The organism is Pseudoalteromonas arctica, assembly GCF_012927645.1.
In the GTDB taxonomy this organism is placed as follows: domain Bacteria; phylum Pseudomonadota; class Gammaproteobacteria; order Enterobacterales; family Alteromonadaceae; genus Pseudoalteromonas; species Pseudoalteromonas arctica_A.
Genome location: NZ_JABBMT010000003.1, coordinates 108,614 through 133,422, shown reverse-complemented (window position 1 = coordinate 133,422; position 24,809 = coordinate 108,614). Strand labels below are relative to the sequence as shown.

Below are 24,809 nucleotides of genomic sequence, written 5' to 3'. Positions count from 1 at the left end.
TGTTATGCTATATTTACTTATAGCTAACGAGTATATTACCTCAGGGGAGCAGTACCTTAAGTGCGGTTAAGTAACTTTTTTTTCATCTTAGTTAGTATTTTATGCACTTGGTTTAGTGTTAATTCCAGTGCTCAAAATTATGCACAACAATTACAGCGAATATCGACTGATGAAGGGTTATCACAAGGCCATGTTACTAGCACACTACAAGATAAACTAGGATTTATTTGGATCGGTACATTACAAGGCTTAAATCGGTTTGATGGCTATGAGGTAAAAACATTCACTGGTGAATACTCACTGGATCAACTCTCAATTATTGTATTGTTCGAAACACACAACGGCGATATTTTTGTATCAACTGAGTATTCTGGTGCATTTATTATTGATCCTGTGACACTCAAGGTTAGCAAAATTTATTCAGGTAAATTAAACGCTGAAGAGAAGCGTTTTTCTCCTATTTTTGCTATCGCCGAACATCAGCAGCTATTTTATTATGCCATTAACGAACATGTGTATGCTTTTAACCCACAAAAAAACACCTTTACTCACGAGTTTTCAATCAATAAAGATGAGAATTTTGTACGCGCAATTACTATCCACAATGATTTTTTATATATCGCCACCACTGATGGGTTGTATTCAAAATCATTAATTGATGAACATATTACGAAAATACCTTTAGTTGCCAAAGACAAACTCAATTCCGATAACAACAATATCAAATTTTTATCCATCGACTCGCAACTTGGTTTACTGGTTGGCACGGTCGAAGGATTTTACTCTATTGCATTTAATAACAATGAGTTATTAAACTTAAACAACGTAAAAACGCTACTTGCAGAACGTAATATTTGGGACTATGTTAATACTCCTTATGGTGAATTTATAGTCACTGAGGACGGTCTTTATCAATACCATCGCCATATTGATCACAATGAGTTTCTATTACGTTTTGATCAAAGCAAATTTCACATGACCGACAACACTATTTTAGATGTGATGGTTGATAAAACGGGACTTATGTGGCTTGCCTCACGCTCGCAAGGTGTTTTTACTTGGTCCACTTTAGCAAGGCGTTTTAGCAGCATTCAAATCACTAGTAATGATAAATTGCACAGCAATGTGATCCTTACTGTTTATCAGGACGATAACACCGTGTGGCTGGGCACCGATAATGGCCTAGCCAAAATACGCCAAGATGAAACTACCGAGAAAACTTACTTAGTCAGCGATGATACCAAAGCGTTTTATGGCCAATTTGCTGTGTATGGTATTACCTCGGCACACTTAAATGAGCCGGGCCGTTATTTGTGGTTACTGCTGTATGATGGTCTTGCTTTGTTCGATAAAAAAACTGAACAAAAAATTGCCCTACCAATGCAAGGCAATACACAAGCGATTCTCGACCGTGGCCCAACCTATGGATATCATCAAATCACGGCTGATACGTTTGCATTTTTTAACGAGAATGATTATTTTCTGTATGATGGAAGCAGTGGTCAAACTAAAGTAATCAAAGGTCTTAAAGAACAACTTGCCCCGGTCAATGTACATGCATTTTTAAAACCGTTGTCCAATAAACCCGATGACTACGTGATCAGTGTATCAGGGGCGCTATATCGTTATAATGAAGCCAGGCAAAAACTCACCTTGATCTACGAAGTCAATAATTATAATCCAATAAATTATGTCACTATTGATGATTGGGTGATCGATTATAACAATACCCTGTGGCTTGCCTCCTCTCAAGAAGGGCTAATTGGTCTTGATGCAACCAGTTACGAAATAAAACACCGTATTAACCTCAGTAATGGTATTAAAACTAAAGCAGTTGTCGCCTTGCAAATCGACCAATTTGGCTTTTTATGGTTCAGCAGTAAAAATGGTATTTATCGGCTAGATTTAAGCTCAATGCAATTAAATGCATATACAGTTAAAGATGGCTTAACTGTGAATGAATTTAATATTGACTCACACACTCAGTTAAACGATGGCCGCTTAGCTTTTGGCAGTACACGCGGCGTACTAACTCTCGCCCCGCAAAACTTCCTATCTGTTCCGAATGACCACCACAGTACCATAACTGAAATCACCGATATATCGTTACTCTCCCGCGCACTCAATTATCATCCATTGCAATACGCTAACCAATGTTTACAACTGACTAATGAAGACGTGGGCTTAGAAGTTAGTTTTTCTAATTTTGATTTTCAAAATATAGATCAAACACGCTATAAGGTGTCATTAACCGGCCCCAATACATTAAGCTATAACAAGCTAAACAATAATAAAGTTTTTTTTACTAAGCTCCCGGCTGGTAATTATCAACTAACAATCGCAGCATATAACTTAAATGACTCAGGCCTCGGTGATGAAAAAACACTGAACTTTACTGTTGCCTATGCTCCGTGGCGCTCTCCGCTAGCTATCAGTGCATATGCATTGATTTTTTTTGCGGTGTTATTTTTCATCTTTTGGCAATACCGAACAAAACAACAAACAATTGCCCAAGCTCATAACAAAGTGCTTTATTCACAACAACAAACAGAGTTGGCATTAAGTAGTAGTAACAGTGGCGTATGGGAAATTAATTTAACAACAGATGCTGGAACTCGACACCGTATAATCAAAGAATTAGGGTATTTAAAAGTCTCAAGGGAAATTGATTTTGCTGAATATTCTAAACTTATTCACCCAGAAGATCTTGGTAATTTGATGCAAGAATGGGCTCGCTTTATATCACAAAATAACGATCAACAATGGCAGTCTACGTATCGCATTAAACATGCTGCAGGGCATTGGCTATGGTATCAAGACATAGGCAAAATTACCCAAAGGAATGAACAAGGTGAGCCTACTAAGGTTTCTGGGATTTATACCAACATCACTGAACAAAGAGCCAATGCTCAACAAGCCACCGTTTTAGGTGAAGCATTTAGTCAAATCAACGATTGGCTATTGATTTTAGATTCTCAACTGCTACCGTTTTCGGTCAACAATAGTTTTGCCGAAGCTTTCTCTATTAACACAAACACCATTAAGCTTGGGTTAAAACACTTTTTAACTGCAATGGGTAAAAAGCAATATCGTGAGTTTCTCAATATATTAAAATCATTATCACCAAAACAAAACTGGCGTGGTGACGCTTATATAAAAACTAAGATAAATCCGTCGCACCCTATCCATATTAGTATTACCGCAGTGGCAAAAGACAGTAATGTGGTGAGCTATTATGTGGTGGTTATTTCTGATTTAACCGAGCAAAAACGCGCTGAAAATGAACTGCGCTACCTAGCCAACTATGATCCATTAACTAAGCTACCAAATCGGTCACTAATGTATCAAAAGATATCGCATGCCATAAAAGATGCCGATACACATGCAAGTATGGTTGCTTTGCTGTTTATAGATTTAGATAAATTCAAACCAGTGAATGACTCATTCGGTCATGCGGTTGGCGATCAGCTGTTATGTGATATTACCTCTCGAATGAATAGTATGCTTGATAATAATGCTGTTGTTGGGCGTCAAAGTGGTGACGAGTTTTTATTATTAATTAAAAACTTAGACTCACCACAAAGTTTGAGTAACTTAGTGCATAGCCTCACCGCAGAGCTTGCAAAACGGGTGGTGGTCAACGATTTTGCAATTAATATCTCGGCCAGCGTCGGGGTTGCACTCTACCCATTTGATGCCGACACCACCGATGAGCTTATTCGTAATGCCGACATCGCAATGATGCATGCTAAGCAATCGGGCCGCAACGGCTTTAAGTTCTTCACTGAACAAATGAATAACCAAATCACCCAAAAGCTGCTGCTCGAAAATGCCTTAAAAGATGCCTACAAGGACGATTTATTTTTTAATAATTACCAGCCGATTGTTAATAATAAAAGCAAGAAAATAAACGGCGTAGAGCTCTTAATGCGCTGGCAACACCAAGCTGAATTGATATCCCCAGCAGTGTTTATTCCTATTGCTGAAGAAACAGGTTTAATCGATGTACTCACAGAGCAAGCGCTGACTCGTGCACTTGAAGAACTCGCACAATTATTTAAAGCTAACCCACGGTTTTACTTATCGTTAAATCTATCACCGATGCATATTTTAAAATCTAATTTAACCGAGCGCTTATTACTTATTTTAAATCAGCACCATATAAAACCGGTACAATTACGTTTAGAGATCACTGAAAACACCTTTCTTGATGATAAAAACAAAGCGGCTAAGCAGCTGCAAGCGCTCAGAAACGCAGGTTTTAAATTATTACTGGATGATTTTGGTACCGGGTATTCGTCTTTAACGTATTTAAGTCAATTTCCAATTGATGTGATTAAAATTGATCAAAGCTTTGTGCGTAATATCGGCCAAGATAGTAATAATGAATCAATCATCAAAACAATCCACACCTTAGCTGAAAACCTAAATCTATACTGCATTGCAGAAGGCGTAGAAACAATTGAGCAAATACACTTTTTAAATCACATCGGCTGTGCTGACCTACAAGGCTATTATTTTGCAAAACCAACAACTGCCGACATACTCATTAGCGATGCGTATATCCAAGCACTGCAAGAGAAATTACAAACTACCTAGCTCAATGTATCAGCCCACTTTTTAAGACATTGAAAAAGTTGGCCACGATCCACAGGTTTGGCTATAAAATCATCCATACCCACTTCTAAACAACGTTTTTTATCGTCTTCAAAGGCATTAGCAGTAATGGCTATAATAACCACAGAGCCAAATTGAGCACTGTTATTACGGATTTCAGTTGTGCACTGGTAACCATCCATAATAGGCATTTGGCAATCCATTAAAATAATATCGGCCATATTGTGTTGTAAACACGCCAATGCTTTTTCACCATCGTTAGCAACCTCTAAGGTACAATGGGTGTCACTGAGCATTTTTGCAATAACAATTTGATTGATTTGGTTATCTTCTACCAGTAATAATTTCAGTCCAGTTAAATCAGGGATGCTTTGCTGTATGTCTACCTCATGGTTAAGTTGTGCCACTTCAACTGGAATAATGATAGTAAAGCAACTGCCTTTACCAATCTCGCTGTGTAGTACAAGCTTGCCCCCCATTAACTGAACTATTCGCTTACAAATAGTCAAGCCTAATCCTGTACCACCATATTGCCGCGTGGTTGAAATATCAGCTTGAGTAAACTCACGAAACAACGATGATTGCTGCTGCCCAGAAATACCAATACCAGTGTCGGTGATCGCCACAGACAAATGATTATCAGCATATTCAATGTTCATCGTTATGCTTCCTGTTTGCGTAAATTTCCCCGCATTACTTAGCAAGTTATTAACAATTTGGCTCAATCTTAGTGAGTCTAACTGCACCACATCCGGAACTGACGGGGCAATATTTAATACAAATTCAACACCTGGCTGTACACCAGTATTTGTAAACACCTGTGCTAACTGGGTAAGCAGTTTTCGTACTCTAACTATATGAATATCTAATTTGACAGCCCCCGCCTCAATTTTAGAAAAGTCTAAAATATCGTTTAAAATCAATAATAGATTTTTCGCGCTTTGCTGTATCATTTGCAACTGTTCACTGTGTTCCAGCTTCACAGAATCGGCATTAAGTAAAATATCAGTTAGCCCCATAATACCGTTAAGCGGGGTGCGAATTTCATGACTCATGTTCGCTAAAAATTGTGATTTAGCTTTGCTGGCCTGATTTGCAGTTGCCACAGCTTTAACTAACTCATCTGTTTTTTCATTTACTTGATACTCTAACTCCACATTAAACTGTTTTAAATGCAGATTCAGTGCTGCATTTTCAATATTCACTTGCTCTAGATCTTTAAAATTAGTGGTCAATTTAGATGCTAAGGTCGCAAATTGCTGCTGTAAACTCAGTACTTCCAGCCACGCATTGTTTTGCGTCTGTAAATCACTGATATCTTCTTTAGGATCAAACGCATCGATTTGTTCGGTAAGCTCTTCTATAGGCCTCACCAACCATCGGCTCAATTGGGTGATAAAAATACTGATCAAAACAATCACCATAAGAGTTAGTAATAGTGATTGCCCCCAAGCACTTGCCGCAACAAGGTTTGCATACTTACGTTTTAATAAGCTTGCTACATACCAACCTTGTTGTTGTGATAAATATATTTTTACGTAATATTGTTCACCATCAATGTCGGTAGTCATTATGGCCTGTTGATCACCTTGTAACTGCGTAAATTTATCTTCAGTGAGCTGAGTTAATACCGAGTAATGGGTAGGTAAAGTGCTAAACACCACGTGTTTTTTGGCATCAAGAATAATCAACTCACCATCATTATCAAATATGGTTGGCCTAAATTGCAAAAATGAGCCCAATACTAACGAGCCTTCAACAACCCCCTGAAAACGGCCGTTAATATGCACAGGCGCAGAAATCCCCACAATAGGTTCATCACCAAATCCTCGCCCCCTTAAAACATTAGAAATATACCCTGTTGGCGAGTCTTTACCGATCGTAAAGTAATCACGATCAGCAACCGATAAATTGCTGCCTTTTAAGCTTTCTTGCAAACTAAGTGGGTTAAATACCTGTGCTATTGCGTTTTCATCCGTGACCATTGACGTGCGAAAATTTGGATAAAGTGCCATTAACTGACTCAATGCTAACTGTTTATCAACCCCCTGCTCAATGGCTTTTGCAGTTAATACGATGCCACGGCGATAGTCATTTAAATACAGGTCAATTTTTTCAGCAATGTCTTCGGATTTTTCAGCAAGCTGCGACTTCACCTCGTATTCAATACGCGCATAATGATTGTTGGTAAGTACAATGGTGGTTAATAACACCACTAAAATAATGAGGATGCTTACAATGTAATTAAGAATTTTATACAGCGAATTTGCTCGTTTTTGCCACACTTGCTGAATAAAGAAAAAACTGAGTAAATCAATAACACATAAAACAATAGCAGCATTTAAAAAATACTTAACCAAAGCGGTAATGACCGCCAATAATGGCAACTCAATGATAAAATAACCAATGAGCCCCAGCAGCGGAATACCAATTAACAACCAATAAATAATGCCGCGAATAAACAGCAGTCGCGCGGTTTTAAAACTAAAGTAATACAGCCAAAGTACTTCGCCAATAAACACGAGTGATGGCCAACTATGTCCCCAACGATAAAAAATAAAAGCACCGCTGATAGCGCACGCAATTAACGCGTAGCGTAAACCAAATAATAACAAACAAATTAAAACAAAAAGCTGACCAAATAAAAATTCAGAGCTGTCGAAAAACCAAAATGGCAGTAAATTAACAAAACCAGCCAACACGCCTAAAAGTATAGAAAAGCTGAATGCAAAGTATCGATGCTGAAAAAACGGCAATGGATTGTTCCGAATAAAGTAGGCTATATCTAAAAGTAAAGTAAAAAACACATTTTGCCAAGTTAACTAATTGTATTTAATGCTGACAACCATGACTTTCGATTTGCAATACGCTATTACCAACATTAAATTGCCTTGCTAGCAATTGCTCAACTTTAAGTCGACATGCTTCATCATGTTTTTCTTTAGTGCAATGTTGTTTAAGTACCACATGCGCCCCTACAACTAACTCCTTGTCACGGCGCATAACAGTAACATTGTGCACATTTTCTACATGTTCGACTTGCCCTATAGCACTTTCAATATCGGCCACATCAGGTAGTTTTGCTTTATTTAAACGCAGACCTTTAACACAACCAACAATCACTTTCACACCTGTAAACAAAACAAATAACGCAATCAGCATGCTCGATAAAATATCAATAATGCTCCAACCCGTTAGATAAATAAGTATACTGGCGATAAACGTAGACACCGTTGAAATCAAATCAAAAAATGAATGTAAAAATACCGCATAAACATTAAAGCTAGCCTTCCTACCTTTATATAAGACCCATGCTGCAGCACCGTGAAATAAAAATCCAGTGGCAGCAATAACCGACATTAAATAGCTATTGACGACGGGCTCTTGCCCTTCATGATGATGTATAAAGCGCTCTCCGCCCTCGTATAAAATCACCAGGCTGATCGCCAAATATAAACACCCATTGATCAAACCACCGGTCAATTCAGCTTTTTGATAACCATCGTTGTAGTTTTTAGCTAAATGAATCGCTAAGCTCGATGCGATCAAGGCAATAAATAAAGAACTATTATGAACAAATAAATGCCCAGCATCAGCTAATACGGCAAGAGAGTTTGCATAATAGGCACCAATAACTTGAATAACCATAAATGAGCTAGTGATTGCTAATGCAATTAATAATCTACGTCGTGATGCCTGGTGAGTTGTAATGTCGGTCATGAAAAGCGGTTTTACCTGTGCTTATAGTGTGCTAAGAGTCATCATTCTAAGAAACGTTTAAAAGAGTAATGATATACAGTATCAATTGTAGTACTTCCATAAGCCAAACGCACTAAAAACTTAATATTGAGTTAATTTATCTGTAAAATGGCCAATTAAAGTGCCATTTTATTCAAACTGAATGTAGACTCAATATGTTAATAGAAAGTTGAAATTCCAGTAAAAAGTATTCTGTAAACGAAATTTGGCAATCTTTACAAACATTACCACTTGCAATTGTACTGTTTGATCAACAAACAGATACGCTGCACGCCAACATACCTAGTCAGCAGTTACTCAAGTTAATGCCCACAATAAGTCCGGTGGCAAAAGCGTTTCAACACTTATCTATTCAACAAATAGAAAACCACGCTATTGTGGATTATCACACATTTTTAACCCCCCCAAATAACACCGAGCACACCTACAATATTGCCACCAAACACACCCCCCTGCGTGTTATAGTCACCTATAGTTTAATTGGCTCACAATTAATGATGCTGGCAATTGAACCGCACTCATCATTCACTGTACGAGCTGACTTTGACGAAGTAATAGCAAAAATATCAACACAACTTATTGATATACAAATAGACAATCTCGACCAACAGATCGAAATCGCTTTAAAAACCATAGGTACATTTTGTGATGCTGATCGCAGCTATTTATTTCAATTTAGTGACGATGGCAAAACCATGAGTAATACTCATGAATGGGTTAATACGCAGGTCAAGCCTTTTAAAGAAAAACGGCAAGATATTCAACAAGATTTATTACCTTATTTTTTACCACAATGAATAAAAAACACGTTTTCAAGGTATCTGATGTTAACTTGTTATCCCCTGTAGCTGCTGCCGAAAAGGCTGAATTTGAATCAGAAAGGATTCAAGTCTGTTTTATGTATTGGGCTGCGCTCTGAAAATGCCTTATTTGGTTTTATTGGTTGTGATTGCGTTACCCATATACGCCACTGGAGTGACACCGATCTAATGCGGCTCAAACTGGTAGGTGAAATTATCGCCAACGCACTTAAAAATGTATTTTACAAACAACGCTTAGAGCAAGCTCAGCAGCAATTACTCTTGGTCAATCAAGAGCTGCAATCACAAGCAAACCTCGATAGCCTAACTGATATCGCCAACCGCCGCTGTTTTGATCAAACCTTACTCAATGAAATTCAACGTGCAACACGCTCACAGCAACCATTGAGTTTAATCATATGTGATATCGACTATTTCAAACGATATAACGACAATCATGGCCACCAGCAAGGCGACGAAGTACTTAAACAAGTTGCCCAAACATTGCATAACTTATGTAAACGACAAGGGGATTTAGCAGCCCGCTACGGCGGCGAAGAATTTGCAATTGTGTTACCCTGCATTGATAAAAACCACTGCTTAAAATTTGCCAGATTACTACAACAGCAAATAGGCCAACTAAATATTCTGCACCCAAATTCAAACATCGCCGACCACCTCAGCATCGGATGTTATAGTTGTAAACCAGATAAACACACCACCGCCGATATGCTAATCCTTGCCGCCGACAGCGCACTTTACGTGGCAAAAAAATCCGGCCGCAATCAAATTCAAGTTTTTGATGAAGAGCACTAGGGCCATGTATTCGTAGCCACGAGTTATCTCGCAGCATGGTGACACGCTCGGCCACTCAATTTCAACCCACCACGCGCCTGTGTGAGGCGCGACTGGCATTTAATGCAGAAGCAGCCGCCGGTAAAAAGTTTCAATCCACGCGCCTGCGTGAGGCGCGACCTTAGCAATTGATGGCTGGAGCATACCGGGGTTTGTTTCAATCCACGCGCCTGCGTGAGGCGCGACGGTGCGGCCTAATTCCGTTGCGTACGAAATTAGGTTTCAATCCACGCGCCTGCGTGAGGCGCGACCAAGGGCGCAGGCTGGCATATGATGAGCATCCATGTTTCAATCCACGCGCCTGCGTGAGGCGCGACTATCGTGTGTTTTACCGCAGACCTAAAACGCCATGTTTCAATCCACGCGCCTGCGTGAGGCGCGACGACCATGCCTGTTCACCCGCTGCTTCAGTTGTTGTTTCAATCCACGCGCCTGCGTGAGGCGCGACGCATTCCGAAACGCTATTGACGCTATTAACGACAGTTTCAATCCACGCGCCTGCGTGAGGCGCGACTTCCGTTGAAAACCTACCCCAAGTTGATATTTCTGTTTCAATCCACGCGCCTGCGTGAGGCGCGACCTCCGTTAGTAGTCTTGGTAAACGAATGTAAGATGTTTCAATCCACGCGCCTGCGTGAGGCGCGACTGTATTTCTTCACTTAGTCTTTGACCGAGTTTAAGTTTCAATCCACGCGCCTGCGTGAGGCGCGACTGGTGCAGTTATGCAACTGGGATGGCCTTGGAACAGTTTCAATCCACGCGCCTGCGTGAGGCGCGACAGATTTTGCAATCAGCCCAAGGACCAAAATCAGGTTTCAATCCACGCGCCTGCGTGAGGCGCGACCATCGAAGAATACGCACTAGGTTTCAATAAAATTGTTTCAATCCACGCGCCTGCGTGAGGCGCGACATTACACAGCATGTTAAAGAAAATGCCTAACGTGTTTCAATCCACGCGCCTGCGTGAGGCGCGACTAAAACTACTATCATTTTTAAATATGACGGTTCAGTTTCAATCCACGCGCCTGCGTGAGGCGCGACAAAAAAAGGCCAAGATGATGGTTTGGCCTTACTTGTTTCAATCCACGCGCCTGCGTGAGGCGCGACTTTTTTTGATGATGATGTACCTAGTTTCTTAAAGCGTTTCAATCCACGCGCCTGCGTGAGGCGCGACTGTGAATTAATAACTTGACAGTTCACGATATTATGTTTCAATCCACGCGCCTGCGTGAGGCGCGACCCTCTTGAGGATGTAGAGGACCCTGATTGCCCAGTTTCAATCCACGCGCCTGCGTGAGGCGCGACTTTGACGGACTCGCAGCAATTCCCTATTACAACAGTTTCAATCCACGCGCCTGCGTGAGGCGCGACGGTTCTTTTAAGTCAGCTAGCGCAACATGGTTTGTTTCAATCCACGCGCCTGCGTGAGGCGCGACAAGGTATGAACGCCACAGGTGAAGGGGACGACAAGTTTCAATCCACGCGCCTGCGTGAGGCGCGACAAGTGACGCACTTACTGTGTTGTCTGGTGACGTAGTTTCAATCCACGCGCCTGCGTGAGGCGCGACTCATTTCACTAAGATATCTACTTTAGGTGTAACAGTTTCAATCCACGCGCCTGCGTGAGGCGCGACGTATTCACATCGATACCAGCGACACGCATCGCTAGTTTCAATCCACGCGCCTGCGTGAGGCGCGACCAATTGTGCGGTTTTACGTAACTCATCAAGTGAGTTTCAATCCACGCGCCTGCGTGAGGCGCGACCTAGAAATAGGAGGTCTTAGGACTAATACTTGGAGTTTCAATCCACGCGCCTGCGTGAGGCGCGACTTTTAACCAAGTCGCCAGCATCACCAGCGGTTAAGTTTCAATCCACGCGCCTGCGTGAGGCGCGACCACACTGTGAATATACAACCCGCAACGGACAGAGTTTCAATCCACGCGCCTGCGTGAGGCGCGACTAATTAACTACACGTCACTGGTGACATATGACTAGTTTCAATCCACGCGCCTGCGTGAGGCGCGACCTGCCAGAGCTTATGCCCTTCCTCATGCTGAGAGGTTTCAATCCACGCGCCTGCGTGAGGCGCGACTAAAAGCGCCCCCGATATCGAGAGCTGTTATCTGTTTCAATCCACGCGCCTGCGTGAGGCGCGACATGGCATTAAAGGTGAACTTGGCTTTATTGGTGGGTTTCAATCCACGCGCCTGCGTGAGGCGCGACAGGTTCTTTTAAGTCAGCTAGCGCAACATGGTTTGTTTCAATCCACGCGCCTGCGTGAGGCGCGACTATTCAAAAATGTGGCTTTGAACCTAAGAGCGTAGTTTCAATCCACGCGCCTGCGTGAGGCGCGACCTGGATGCCAACGGGCGCATTGGTTTTAATTGATGTTTCAATCCACGCGCCTGCGTGAGGCGCGACGCGGTTGTACGACACATAATACCAACTATCACAGTTTCAATCCACGCGCCTGCGTGAGGCGCGACTGCATTAATGTATAAATCTTTTTATTGCATAGGTGTTTCAATCCACGCGCCTGCGTGAGGCGCGACGTTTTAATCGTTGGCGTTGCACTTGCTTACAAGGGTTTCAATCCACGCGCCTGCGTGAGGCGCGACGCAGTCTATGGTGACTATTGCCGTGATTTAATAGTTTCAATCCACGCGCCTGCGTGAGGCGCGACCCATTCTCAAAAAAAGAGCACTACTTACAATATGTTTCAATCCACGCGCCTGCGTGAGGCGCGACTTTAAACGTTGATGTTTTCTGTGAGGTTTATGGCGTTTCAATCCACGCGCCTGCGTGAGGCGCGACGGAGGATCTTTGATGTGTGCTAAACCTCAGCCGTTTCAATCCACGCGCCTGCGTGAGGCGCGACGGAGGATCTTTGATGTGTGCTAAACCTCAGCCAGTTTCAATCCACGCGCCTGCGTGAGGCGCGACTATTCTTGTTGGTTATCTTCAATAACACCGTGTTGTTTCAATCCACGCGCCTGCGTGAGGCGCGACGCAATTAACTCGAAAACAAATTGCTGACTTGAAAGTTTCAATCCACGCGCCTGCGTGAGGCGCGACATACAGTATTCTTTTAACTTATATGACTATGATAGTTTCAATCCACGCGCCTGCGTGAGGCGCGACTTTACTGCAACTGGTAAAGACTGCGATGGTGATGTTTCAATCCACGCGCCTGCGTGAGGCGCGACGTTGTTGATGGTGAATTTCATAACTATGGGGGCGTTTCAATCCACGCGCCTGCGTGAGGCGCGACATTAGTATCTCGCCGTCTATAACTCTCTTAGCGTGTTTCAATCCACGCGCCTGCGTGAGGCGCGACACGCTTTTAAGCGTTTATGGCGTGAGCCTTTACCGTTTCAATCCACGCGCCTGCGTGAGGCGCGACTGTATTCTTCAATTGCGGTTTGTTGGCCGTCAATGTTTCAATCCACGCGCCTGCGTGAGGCGCGACAATTTGTAAACGGTCTTTATCTTTAAAGGATCGAGTTTCAATCCACGCGCCTGCGTGAGGCGCGACCACCACCGGTGACGTTAACAGACGAAGTTAAAGAGTTTCAATCCACGCGCCTGCGTGAGGCGCGACGTTGAAATCGCACGTATGGACGTAGAGTTCGAAGTTTCAATCCACGCGCCTGCGTGAGGCGCGACCATACATACTGATAATAATAGTGAGTGTTTTATAGTTTCAATCCACGCGCCTGCGTGAGGCGCGACCCAATCGGGTATGCTTGGTTGTGGTCATCAAATGTTTCAATCCACGCGCCTGCGTGAGGCGCGACATTCAATAAAAATAGGAGTCATATTTTTACGATGTTTCAATCCACGCGCCTGCGTGAGGCGCGACAAAGTGCAGTCGATTTGAGCTAGCTGGGCATACTGTTTCAATCCACGCGCCTGCGTGAGGCGCGACCCGTTGCTGCCGATCCAACTAAACCGGATTTACCGTTTCAATCCACGCGCCTGCGTGAGGCGCGACCCTTTTAATATTGTTGGTGATACCCACTTTAAAGTTTCAATCCACGCGCCTGCGTGAGGCGCGACCCAACACCGTGGCAATTTAAAAACTCGATGGACGGTTTCAATCCACGCGCCTGCGTGAGGCGCGACGCTGTGTGCGCTCAGTTTATTAAAGGTGTTGAGGTTTCAATCCACGCGCCTGCGTGAGGCGCGACCCAAACCCATATTTGAAATAAACCCAGGTGACCCGTTTCAATCCACGCGCCTGCGTGAGGCGCGACCGGCACACTTACCCCAACTACGCAAACGCTCGAAGTTTCAATCCACGCGCCTGCGTGAGGCGCGACGTTTTAGTTATTCAAAAGCCGATCGTTTATTCAGTTTCAATCCACGCGCCTGCGTGAGGCGCGACGTCAGCTTATGAAAATGGCTTTACTGGTATTTGGGTTTCAATCCACGCGCCTGCGTGAGGCGCGACTAACTATGGCGGCCAACGCCCTTTTTCAAAAAAAGTTTCAATCCACGCGCCTGCGTGAGGCGCGACAGAGTGTATAAAATGATTGACTTAACTGAAGTAGTTTCAATCCACGCGCCTGCGTGAGGCGCGACCAGTGAATCAATGTTAGAAGGTCGTGCGTTTCACGTTTCAATCCACGCGCCTGCGTGAGGCGCGACTGCTGCACACTCGCGTCGATTCGCTGCGAAGCTTGTTTCAATCCACGCGCCTGCGTGAGGCGCGACCATTCTTGGTTTTTTGTATACCTACTAGTGAAACGTTTCAATCCACGCGCCTGCGTGAGGCGCGACTGCCAGAGCTTATGCCCTTCCTCATGCTGAGAGGTTTCAATCCACGCGCCTGCGTGAGGCGCGACCGTTTGCAGCCGATGCGACTTTAGAAGCAACTTGGTTTCAATCCACGCGCCTGCGTGAGGCGCGACACCTTCACTACCCACGTCGATTTGATGTTCTTGGTTTCAATCCACGCGCCTGCGTGAGGCGCGACAGCGCAAATAATTTACACCCAGGGTTCTTCTTTCGTTTCAATCCACGCGCCTGCGTGAGGCGCGACATAATCTTATAAATGTTGACATTTAGATTCTTAGTTTCAATCCACGCGCCTGCGTGAGGCGCGACTTCGCGTTACCCGTAATGTAAAGCATTAACTCTTGTTTCAATCCACGCGCCTGCGTGAGGCGCGACATTGTCGAAGAGGCTATGCGAACACTAAGTGAGTTTCAATCCACGCGCCTGCGTGAGGCGCGACACCCGAAGACGCGTTAGATGAAAAGCCAGTTATCGTTTCAATCCACGCGCCTGCGTGAGGCGCGACTATCGCTATTTTCTTGTACTCGTTCGAAGATCTTCGTTTCAATCCACGCGCCTGCGTGAGGCGCGACATACGTATAGAGAGGGGTTCAGTTAAATTCCAAGGTTTCAATCCACGCGCCTGCGTGAGGCGCGACATTGTTTAGCGGCGTTGTTATAGGCAGCTCTCTGGTTTCAATCCACGCGCCTGCGTGAGGCGCGACGTAACAAAGCGGGCACGCATTATGTGTGGTTAAAGTTTCAATCCACGCGCCTGCGTGAGGCGCGACAAGGTATGAACGCCACAGGTGAAGGGGACGACAAGTTTCAATCCACGCGCCTGCGTGAGGCGCGACTCTGAGCCTACACCTGATTTAGGTGGAAGCATTGTTTCAATCCACGCGCCTGCGTGAGGCGCGACAGATAAAGGTTTTCATGGTTATCACAATTCCATGTTTCAATCCACGCGCCTGCGTGAGGCGCGACGAAGTCACTTTGAAGCCCTTCACATTCTGCTAAGTTTCAATCCACGCGCCTGCGTGAGGCGCGACGTCTCTGGTTGAACATGTCACCGTAAATAACAGGTTTCAATCCACGCGCCTGCGTGAGGCGCGACCACTACTGGGAAAAGCGTTTGGGTATCTACTGTTGTTTCAATCCACGCGCCTGCGTGAGGCGCGACAAAGCACATAGACGACATAACATGGCGCAAGGTTGTTTCAATCCACGCGCCTGCGTGAGGCGCGACACAGACGCTTATAATTTCTCGTACAACAAGCGTGTTTCAATCCACGCGCCTGCGTGAGGCGCGACTGATAATACGGACTTTACATTACCCATTCTAGGGTTTCAATCCACGCGCCTGCGTGAGGCGCGACGGGGAGCTAAAAAATGATACACGGCATTTCAGGGTTTCAATCCACGCGCCTGCGTGAGGCGCGACCACGTAACTATACGGACCCTGACGACGGTTTAGAGTTTCAATCCACGCGCCTGCGTGAGGCGCGACCATTATGGATAATTCACCTGGTAAGGAATTTACAGTTTCAATCCACGCGCCTGCGTGAGGCGCGACGAAATATTCGTATATTATCGGCGATACGGCCCAGTTTCAATCCACGCGCCTGCGTGAGGCGCGACCACCTTGGTTAAAAGGCACGGTAAGCCTAGCATAATTTATGATATGCCGCTAAGCACATAAGTAACATAGTAATAAAATAATCATTTCTATGTTACTCGTAATAAATTCTTTGTTTTTAAAGAGCTTAAAAAATCGCTAAGGCAGCGGCTTTTTTATGAGAGCAAAGGGGTAGCGCGAGTTTATAAAATTAATGTGTCTCTAAAAATATCTATGGCGACTTTTGCACCATGATGCTCAACTTTACTTTGCCAATTTTTACCTAATTTATAAAACCTTAGGCTATCAACATCAGGATCGTATATTGAAAGTAGCTTTTCTTTAAAAATCAGCCATTGTGTTGAATCAACCTCACATTCAAAAACAGAATATTGAACTCGCATACCATAATCTAAGCACACTTTTGCCAAATTACGTAGTCGTCTCTGCCCTCCTTCATTTTCAAAAGAAACATCATAAGTTACTAATATCATCATGGTGCTATTTCCTTATAAATGTATTTATTTGAGTGATTACTTTTGTACATAATAAGCAGGGTACTTAGCCAAATCACCACGAATATGACGTGCAAGTAACATTGCTTGTACGTGTGGTAAGAGCCCAACTTGTATTTTTTCGCCTAAAAAAGGGTGTGTTATTTCTTCTTGTTTTTTTGCTTGATAAGCCTGAAAAACCAATCGCCTAGCATCATCTTTTAGGGTAAAACCGCCTACTACATCTTGAGTAAAATCTTTGCTACTAAGTTGCTTATTGTTGAATAATTTAATAGTTATACTATCGACAATGCTCGCTCTAAATTCTTCGAGTAAATCTAATGCTAAACTGTTGCGTCCAGGTCGTTCTTTATGTAAAAAGCCAATTTGTGGATCAAGGCCAACACCTTGCAAAGCGCCACTTATTTCCTGCCCTAACACTGAGTAAAGTAGTGAAAGTACGGCATTAACAGGATCTTTGGGGGGACGACGGCTGCGGTTTTTAAATAATACATTATCTTTGTTTGGCTTTATCAGTTCGCCAAATATTGCAAAATAATGCGATGCGGCTTCGCCTTCTAACCCTAAAACCGTTTGGTATTCATTTATATGGGGTAACTGAGCAACGATTTGTTTAAGGCGAACTATTGCTTTGCTTAATTGAACTGAGTCACCATGATTGCGCCTATGGCGCATTAATAATACACGAGATGAGCGAATTTTAGCCCCTACACAGGTTTTAGCAATATCAAGTGCTTGTTCATGTTGAACACTAAATTGTTGGCGTCTGAGTAATACGTTCCCCGTTTGCTTGCCGACTACATTGGCTAAAAACTTTCCATACATATCAAAAAAAGCTAAGTGTGTGCCACTTTCACCACAAAACCCAAGTAGTTGCGGCGATACCATAATATTACCAAAGCAAAATATACTACAGATAGAATGAATTGGTATTTGCAATAGTTTTTCTTTTTTGCCTTCGATACGTTGCTCTATTAACAAGGTATCCCTTTGTTTATGAAGGTAGGCACCCTCTTTTGTGATGTATAAACAATTTTGTAATTTTTTCATTCATCATCCATGTTAAATAAACGCGTAATATAACGCGATGAGCTGTCTTTAATTATGAGCTCAGGTTGGCAGATTTCATTTAAAGAACATGCTTTGCAATGCTTGCCAAATATTGGGGGTGGCGTTTTAGCACTATAAAACATGCTTTGAATATCGGAGATCAGTGTTTTGGTTTGCAAACGTAATGCTTCATCAATATCTACAGTAAGACGTTTGCGTGTTTGCCAATACCATAATGCCCCCTGATTAACATCTACACCTAGCATTTCTTCTATGCATAAAGCTTGCGCGCACAATTGCACTTTATCAACATTATTGGCTTTGGGTTTACCACGTTTATATTCCACAGGCATAAATTGATTAATTGACGCTTGATATTCTAATAAATCAAGCTTACCGGTTAACCCTAATTGCGGGGCATTAACTGTCACTCCTCTTTCAAAACGTACTCCTTTACGTGTTTCAGGCCCACCGTGATCTACTCTCTCGTGTAATTGGCGACCATGCGCCGTTAAAAAGTTTTCTTGCCATACTTGCTCTAAATGGATCAGCGCACATTGGCGCTGACAAAATAAATAGTGTTGTAAGGCTGAGATAGAAATTAAGCGGGCCTCATGCATAATTTAAAACCCTTCTATCACTTGTGTTTTAAGATCTTGAAGAGTTGATATTAATGAATCGTTTAAAGCGGCAGTGTTAAGAGGCAAGCCTTGTTCAATATGGTCACGTAAAGTTTGATGCACTTTTGCTGATGAATACTGCCCAGACTTAGAATTATGTTGCCACCATACTAAATGTGAAACTGCCATAGAACCTTCTGGACGTGCTGATGATGCATCACCTTCAAATAGCTTAGTGAGTACTTCTTTTATTTTTGCAGCATCTTCATCACTGAATGCTGTTTTTTCTGCGAGCTGTGGCGTCATTGCGCCAAATGTAACGTATATTGAACTATCAACACGGTGTTTCATGCCCATAGTATCGGATGATTTTTTGCTGCCATCACCTTCACCACTGACACTTTTGGTGATCTGCGTGCTTGTGATACTTACTGGCTCTAAACTAAAAGCACTTTGAATAGTCACAGGCCCACGAATGGGAATAGAAACGCCGTCTTTGTTAGCACCTTTAAACGCAAACACTTGCCCAAAAGCACGTACATCTAGCCATTTTTCACAGCATTTTTTGGCGGCTTCATCTACTGGCGTTTTCTTACTATTAAATGCGTCTTTGCCTAGACCAAACTCATCCGATTCAGCGCGGTTGCGTAGGCTTGTCATGCCATCGGTTTTTTTCTCATCTGATTGGACAAAAATACTTTCTCCCGCTTCTTGTAATCGGTCACGGATTTTACGTTTTAAACATACATCGGTAATTTCGCCAAAACCGTCGTAGTCGGTACGTGGGCGATTACCATTTAATGGATCGCCATTTGGGTTGGCATTTTGAACTTTAAAAATAATTGCGAAATCGATTTTATTGGATAAACTCATTAGATAGTCCTTTTATAATACTTGTGTTGGTTGTTCTTCTACTATTAATGCAGAGTCAGTTTTATTTACCCACTGACCTTCAACTACTTTATGCTGTTCTAACCACAACATTTGGCTGTGAAAACCAAGTAAAAATTCCGGTGATAGCTTTTTATCTGATGTAAATTCATCTATTTCAAACATATCGGTAATGCTCGTAACTAATTTTTTAGTCGCACTATCATACCCCGAGAGACGACTGTGAAGTCGTTGCTGATATGGCTGTAAAGCAGTTGAAATGGTTAACCATGTAGCAGCTGGTTTACTTACAAAGCGGTTCATATAACGCTCTGCTGTGGTAAGCCTATTACCTTCGCCAATAGAAAGTGCCACTTGTTCAATTTTATTTGCTGTTGCTAACAATCTGCCAAATAAATAATCACGCGAGGCATAAGTCTCTTGTAATGCCATGTTATAGTCCTTTTTATGTGTTAGGTTTGCTGTGCGCTTGCAATACCCTTTGTACAGCGCGCACGCAATACCAAGGTTTTGTAACCACAGCCAAGTTTGATCTGATTTATAAGCAACGCGATTGGTTGCCCGCTGAAAAGCATTATTTACAATGTCGATAGGAATGGGTTGCCCTTCAACAATACAGGGGTAAAGCCGTGCGACAAGGTTCTTTTTTAATGTCTCAGATGACTTTAAAACATCGCCATATACGCCATCGAGTACTTTGTATAAACTCGGTGCACACGGCAACCACGTGGCTTTTTCATTCTTTTTCACTCGCTGCCACCAGCCTAGATCCAATTGCCATTTATGGAGTTGATCAATAAATTCTTGAGCAATGGTTTCTCGGTAATAAATAATCCCCATTCGCCCTGGGGTTGCTGAATCTAAACCTAGCAATGCAATTTGTTCATTGGCTTCTAATTTTTCATTGGCTTCTAAATCATTATGGCCAACCATACCTGAGAAATAGCGGTTTAACTGCTCGGCGTAACTCTCTCCTAGGTTTTTTTGGTGATCAACTTCCTCTGAATTAGCAAATAAACTCATAAGATCTAATTCAGTAGGAATAGGCGTTTCTTTTCCTGATACAGCCCATGCAAGGTAGACCTGTTCGCCTGTTCTATACCCTTGCTTGGCTAACAGCCAACGCAATGCATTATGTGCTTTTTGGGTCACTTCAAAACTGACATTAGCAGCATCATTAACGGTTAAAAATTTTCCTCTAAACGTAAAGCCGCTGGTATCATTCGCTGAAATTAGCTTTGCTTTATCACCACTGTGGCGAATTTTCGCAGGGTGATTAGTCGCAACGACTTGTTCATTACCAGTAACAAAACACAATGCTTTTTCACCACCATTTTGACTCTCATAGTCAATCCAGGATTGTTGAATTGTTTCATCAAGCCATGTTTTGCTTTGTGCGATGCCTTTGGTTTCAACACTCCAACAAACAAGCGCTGAGCCTTGATCGAGTTGACCTTTTTCTTTTGGTAGCACTTTAAATAATGCAGGTGCTTCCCCATCATCCTGCCACTGTGTTAAAAGTTGATTATCATGTGCAAACATAATTTTTGCAGCAATCAAATCTTTAACTAACTGGCCTTTTTCAACATAGCTAAGTATTGCTTGCACGGCACTATGCTTAAAATCGGATGCAACCCAATTACGTAACTGGGTTAAATACAGATCATAACCAGGCTTTTTTATGCCTCCAAATGCAGCGTAATCTCCAGCAACATATTGTATTTTGTCGGCTAAAGCATGCGGAGCCAAACCACTAGCTCTACCTGCTGATTGCTCTGTGGCAGGTAATATCAGTACTTGCTTTTCTAAAACTTCGGCTCTTAAGAAATCACCATTTTCATTAATGACCACATGCACATGAGCTGTCTGCGGAGTATGACTGATTGGCATCACTTGCTGATCAATAGGTAAATCATCGTAGCGTATTTTTGCCTGTTCATAGGTTTCATAGAGCTTTGTAAGCCAACTCATAATTGTGCCTCCAGCTGCATGACTGGTTGCAAGTTCTGATCTAAGTCGAACTGCTTGGCGTGCATATCTTTGACAAACCGCGTTATCGGGCACGCCTGCGTTTTAGGGTATTCAATTACGCCATATTTCATGTGTGCATGCCAAAACCGACTAATTAACTCATTTTTACCCGTTTCATCGGGGTAACCAAAACTATGGAACATTAAGCCAAAACCAAGCTCGTCAATTTGATCATATGCGCCTTCTCCTTCACCAAATACACAAGGTTCAACATAACCTTGGCAATCTCGAGTACCTAAAAACACATCTTGGCGACCGCCTTTATCGAGCATGCGTTTAGCTATTGAAAAATGCTTACCGTCAACTCTATCAGCTGCAAGTTCAGGGCGATGTTCGTTCCACTCAAAGTGTGCTTCTACTTGATATTCCACCTCATGTAAAAAGGTATAGAATGCAAGCGTATTCCCACCCCCCCAATTTAATGGTTTGGTGCCCTTTGTGTGTGTTCGTAACGGTTTTATTACCCTTACTTTATCAACATGCCATATTAAGGTGGGTTTCCAATAAATGGATTTAAGTACACCTTTTATAGCCTCGTAAGTGGGTATATGGTATGAGCACTTCTCACCACCCACTTTAGTAATTGGATCGGTAAATAGTGCATACCTTCCCCATAATCGAAAACTAATGCTATTTTTCACTCAGTTCTCCTTGTTGTCACAAGCAATTCTGCCTGTCCTTTATAAAATTAGATCCTGTTGTGTGTTACTCACTTCTGTACTTAAACCGAAGTCACCGCTGTAAAAATCATCTAACAAATAATATACTTGTTCGTTTTCACCAATCGGATAAACAGCCTGCATATCCACCAGCTTAGCCCATACATTAGGAAATAAATTGACGCTGTATTTTTGACTGCGTTTCAATAGTGCTCGGTATTCAACGGCATTAAAGCGGGTATCGAGCGCGCATAACTCTGTAATGATACTTTTAGCTTCTTCGTTATAAGGTACGATAACTGAATTACTTGGTGCATCAATTGCTTTGAATGCTTTTGCGGCATCCATAAACGCATGTTTTAATGGCAATGGTGAATTACTAATATTATTTTTATTGCGGCTTAAAAGGTCTAACAAGGTTAGTGTGCCTTTGGTAAACCCTGATTTTGTGATGTTGTATGGCATTTCACCTGCACGTTCATAAAAGTAATATTCAAAGTAACGAGTCATTGCTTGGGGAGAAAGTAACTGGGTATCATCAAACTCATCAAGAATACGCTTCGTTGCGTCAATCCCGGTTTTTATGTCGTGTAGCATGCCGATATTTTCTTGTTCAGGGTTTACCACTATCACTTTGGCGCTATCACGAAAACCATGACGATTACAACGCCCTGCTGCTTGAGCGATTGAATCAAGCCCTGCCATAAAGCGCACCACACAAGAAAAATCAACATCAACACCGGCTTCAATTAATTGGGTACTAATACACAACGTTGGCAAGCCATTTGCCAGCCTTGCTTTCACACCACTTAAAAGTGCTTTTCGGTGCGCAGCACACATGCCCGTACTCAAGTGGTACACTTTGACTTGCTCATCAACCTGTACTTTTAATGCCATAAAAAGGCGTTTTGCCCAGTCTTTAGTATTAACAATAATAAGGCAACTTGACACAATTTGTAGTTGTTCAGCAATCAATTGTGTTAAATCACTTTCACTCCAGCCGCTATCACGGGTTAAGTTTGTTACTTGTACACGTTCAAGTACGTTATAAAGGGTAGTGATATCAGGTGTTAATTCGTTAGCAGGCGTTAATGCTAATTGCCCCAACATTGCTTTTTCATTAGGAAGCTGGTGAAGTAAAGGCTGAGTAGCAGTGCACATCACCGCGGTTGTTTTACAAAATCGTGTCAAATAATTTATTGTATTATTAAATAAATGCACACAGCGAATAGGTAACGTTTGTATTTCATCAAATACCAAGACTGCATTACTCATTTGGTGGAATCTTCTTGCTCCTCGTGTACCACTGCCGAATGTACTTTCTAAAAACTGCACCATGGTAGTCAGCACAATTGGCCGATCCCAGTTTTCAGCAGCTAACTTAGAGCGCCAAGTTTGTACTTCGGGCTCTAAGTTTGAGTGATGCTCTAATACCCAACTTTGCTTATTTTCGTCATCAAGCACCTTGCGTATTGCATCGGCATTTTGTTCGATGATGGAGGTAAAAGGAATAATGTAAATAATGCGATCAAGATTATATTTTTTGGCATGGTGTAATGCAAAGCGAAGGCTGGCATATGTTTTACCACCTCCAGTGGGCACTGTTAGACTAAATATACCCTGTGGATCCTGTGCACGAGTGAGACAGTTATTAGATATGTCTGCACGTATAGCATCAATCGGTCCATCAGCTGAAAACTGCGCTACAAAACGCTCAATTTTTTTGCAAGCCTTCTTCCAATCAGCCACTTGATTACGCTCAGGTTTATTATCAGGGTTTTCGAAATCAGCACTGTCGATTCTGTCAGCATCTATCAAACTACTAAACAATAATTTAGTGTACATGCCTAGATAAAAGTCATGCTCTACGACGCTTAAGCTATATTCGCCGAGTAGTACTTTTAACTGGATACTGGTTTTAAGTAAAAAGGACTTTGTCGCTAGTTGCTGCGCTTTTTCAATGACGGTAACATCCGCATTTTTTACACACTCATTAAAATGCGCTTCTTCTTCACTTTTCAACATTCGTTTTGCAAAGCCGCCTGTCGGCTCAGGCAGATTATTTATTAAACCACTATGATGCGACACTACGCATAAACTAAGTATTTGTAAAATAGTCAATGCATATATTTGTATACTAGGATCATCTTTACAAACCGATAGTAAATGCCCTTGTAACTCCTTAGTGATCCACTGTGCTCCCGCCGTTGAATGGTCAATAGAACCTTTTAATTGTTTTGCGCTTGCACCATCTAAATCAGGGTCATAATGGCCTAACAGTTCATTAATGATGATCTGCATATAGCGCTGAAATGCACCACTGTATTTGCCAAAATCATGTAATAGACCAATTAATGCAGCAGCATCTTCGCAATTAAACTTTTTAGCAATCTCCAAAGCTATATTACTAACAGAACATAAATGCGACTTTACCGATTGATGATGCAGATCTGTAGAACTTGGGTGAGCAATAGCAACGCTTTGTGTTGCTTTCGTTTTTAAATTGCTGGGGCTAAAATGATCCATGCGTTCCCTGCACTATTTTATTGTTGTTAGACCAACTTATCAGAAAAATTTTTGATTACAAGCAGAATTCCTTTTCTGCTTTATAAG

12 protein-coding genes and 1 CRISPR repeat array are annotated in these 24,809 nt (G+C 42.5%); of the genes, 3 read left to right on the top strand and 9 right to left on the bottom strand.

Annotation, left to right across the window (positions count from 1 at the left end; all coding sequences use genetic code 11):
• The first annotated feature begins 60 nt into the window (after positions 1 to 60).
• A complete protein-coding gene (locus HHO47_RS03290; RefSeq protein ID WP_348981633.1) occupies positions 61 to 4,599 on the top strand; it encodes an EAL domain-containing protein in 4,539 nt (1,512 codons plus the stop codon).
• Here the strand turns inward: HHO47_RS03290 and HHO47_RS03285 are convergent.
• Together HHO47_RS03285 and HHO47_RS03280 are read right to left on the bottom strand one after the other, a co-directional pair.
• Positions 4,596 to 7,373 (bottom strand): ATP-binding protein, encoded by a 2,778-nt coding sequence (locus tag HHO47_RS03285; protein ID WP_169018869.1) that lies wholly within the window; start codon positions 7,371 to 7,373, stop codon positions 4,596 to 4,598. The two genes, HHO47_RS03290 and HHO47_RS03285, sit on opposite strands and share 4 nt — an antisense overlap.
• 76 nt (positions 7,374 to 7,449) lie before the next feature.
• A complete protein-coding gene (locus tag HHO47_RS03280) occupies positions 7,450 to 8,337 on the bottom strand; it encodes a cation diffusion facilitator family transporter (RefSeq protein ID WP_169018867.1) in 888 nt (295 codons plus the stop codon).
• A gap of 344 nt (positions 8,338 to 8,681) precedes the next feature.
• On the opposite strand from HHO47_RS03280, the gene HHO47_RS19250 reads away from it, so the two are divergent.
• Together HHO47_RS19250 and HHO47_RS19245 are read left to right on the top strand one after the other, a co-directional pair.
• Positions 8,682 to 9,173: a hypothetical protein gene (locus HHO47_RS19250; protein WP_248290908.1), complete on the top strand. Its 492-nt coding sequence runs from the start codon at positions 8,682 to 8,684 to the stop codon at positions 9,171 to 9,173.
• A gap of 72 nt (positions 9,174 to 9,245) precedes the next feature.
• Entirely contained in the window at positions 9,246 to 9,992 is a 747-nt protein-coding gene (locus HHO47_RS19245; RefSeq protein ID WP_248290907.1) for a GGDEF domain-containing protein, read from the top strand.
• Positions 9,993 to 10,119: 127 nt separating this feature from the next.
• A CRISPR array of direct repeats spans positions 10,120 to 16,453; the repeat unit is 32 nt; unit sequence GTTTCAATCCACGCGCCTGCGTGAGGCGCGAC.
• A 180-nt stretch (positions 16,454 to 16,633) separates the two neighbouring features.
• On the opposite strand, the gene cas2 is transcribed toward HHO47_RS19245, so the two are convergent.
• From cas2 to cas3, 7 genes are read right to left on the bottom strand one after another with little or no spacing between them, the layout of a single operon-like run.
• Positions 16,634 to 16,927 carry a CRISPR-associated endonuclease Cas2 gene (cas2, locus tag HHO47_RS03270; protein WP_169018865.1) on the bottom strand — a complete coding sequence of 98 codons (294 nt, stop codon included), beginning with the start codon at positions 16,925 to 16,927 and terminating at the stop codon, positions 16,634 to 16,636.
• A 36-nt stretch (positions 16,928 to 16,963) separates the two neighbouring features.
• Positions 16,964 to 17,995 carry a type I-C CRISPR-associated endonuclease Cas1c gene (gene cas1c / locus HHO47_RS03265; RefSeq protein WP_169018863.1) on the bottom strand — a complete coding sequence of 344 codons (1,032 nt, stop codon included), beginning with the start codon at positions 17,993 to 17,995 and terminating at the stop codon, positions 16,964 to 16,966.
• On the bottom strand, positions 17,992 to 18,615 hold the full coding sequence (gene cas4, locus HHO47_RS03260; RefSeq protein WP_169018861.1) for a CRISPR-associated protein Cas4: 624 nt from the start codon (positions 18,613 to 18,615) through the stop codon (positions 17,992 to 17,994). The genes cas1c and cas4 overlap by 4 nt, the downstream gene beginning before the upstream one ends.
• Positions 18,616 to 18,618: 3 nt before the next feature.
• Positions 18,619 to 19,488, bottom strand: coding sequence for a type I-C CRISPR-associated protein Cas7/Csd2 (gene cas7c / locus HHO47_RS03255; RefSeq protein ID WP_169018859.1), 870 nt, complete (start codon positions 19,486 to 19,488; stop codon positions 18,619 to 18,621).
• A 12-nt stretch (positions 19,489 to 19,500) separates the two neighbouring features.
• Entirely contained in the window at positions 19,501 to 21,477 is a 1,977-nt protein-coding gene (gene cas8c, locus HHO47_RS03250) for a type I-C CRISPR-associated protein Cas8c/Csd1 (RefSeq protein ID WP_169018857.1), read from the bottom strand.
• Positions 21,474 to 22,178, bottom strand: coding sequence for a type I-C CRISPR-associated protein Cas5c (gene cas5c, locus HHO47_RS03245; protein ID WP_169018855.1), 705 nt, complete (start codon positions 22,176 to 22,178; stop codon positions 21,474 to 21,476). The genes cas8c and cas5c overlap by 4 nt, the downstream gene beginning before the upstream one ends.
• 39 nt (positions 22,179 to 22,217) lie before the next feature.
• Positions 22,218 to 24,722 carry a CRISPR-associated helicase Cas3' gene (gene cas3 / locus HHO47_RS03240; RefSeq protein WP_169018853.1) on the bottom strand — a complete coding sequence of 835 codons (2,505 nt, stop codon included), beginning with the start codon at positions 24,720 to 24,722 and terminating at the stop codon, positions 22,218 to 22,220.
• Positions 24,723 to 24,809 lie beyond the last annotated feature (87 nt).

Bases quoted from the DNA above. Each gene is read 5' to 3' on its own strand.
- cas8c (WP_169018857.1), bottom strand. From the start codon at position 21,477: ATGAGTTGGCTTACAAAGCTCTATGAAACCTATGAACAGGCAAAAATA.
- cas3 (WP_169018853.1), bottom strand. From the start codon at position 24,722: ATGGATCATTTTAGCCCCAGCAATTTAAAAACGAAAGCAACACAAAGC.
- HHO47_RS19250 (WP_248290908.1), top strand. From the start codon at position 8,682: ATGCCCACAATAAGTCCGGTGGCAAAAGCGTTTCAACACTTATCTATT.
- HHO47_RS03280 (WP_169018867.1), bottom strand. From the start codon at position 8,337: ATGACCGACATTACAACTCACCAGGCATCACGACGTAGATTATTAATT.
- cas7c (WP_169018859.1), bottom strand. From the start codon at position 19,488: ATGAGTTTATCCAATAAAATCGATTTCGCAATTATTTTTAAAGTTCAA.
- cas1c (WP_169018863.1), bottom strand. From the start codon at position 17,995: ATGAAAAAATTACAAAATTGTTTATACATCACAAAAGAGGGTGCCTAC.
- cas4 (WP_169018861.1), bottom strand. From the start codon at position 18,615: ATGCATGAGGCCCGCTTAATTTCTATCTCAGCCTTACAACACTATTTA.
- cas2 (WP_169018865.1), bottom strand. From the start codon at position 16,927: ATGATGATATTAGTAACTTATGATGTTTCTTTTGAAAATGAAGGAGGG.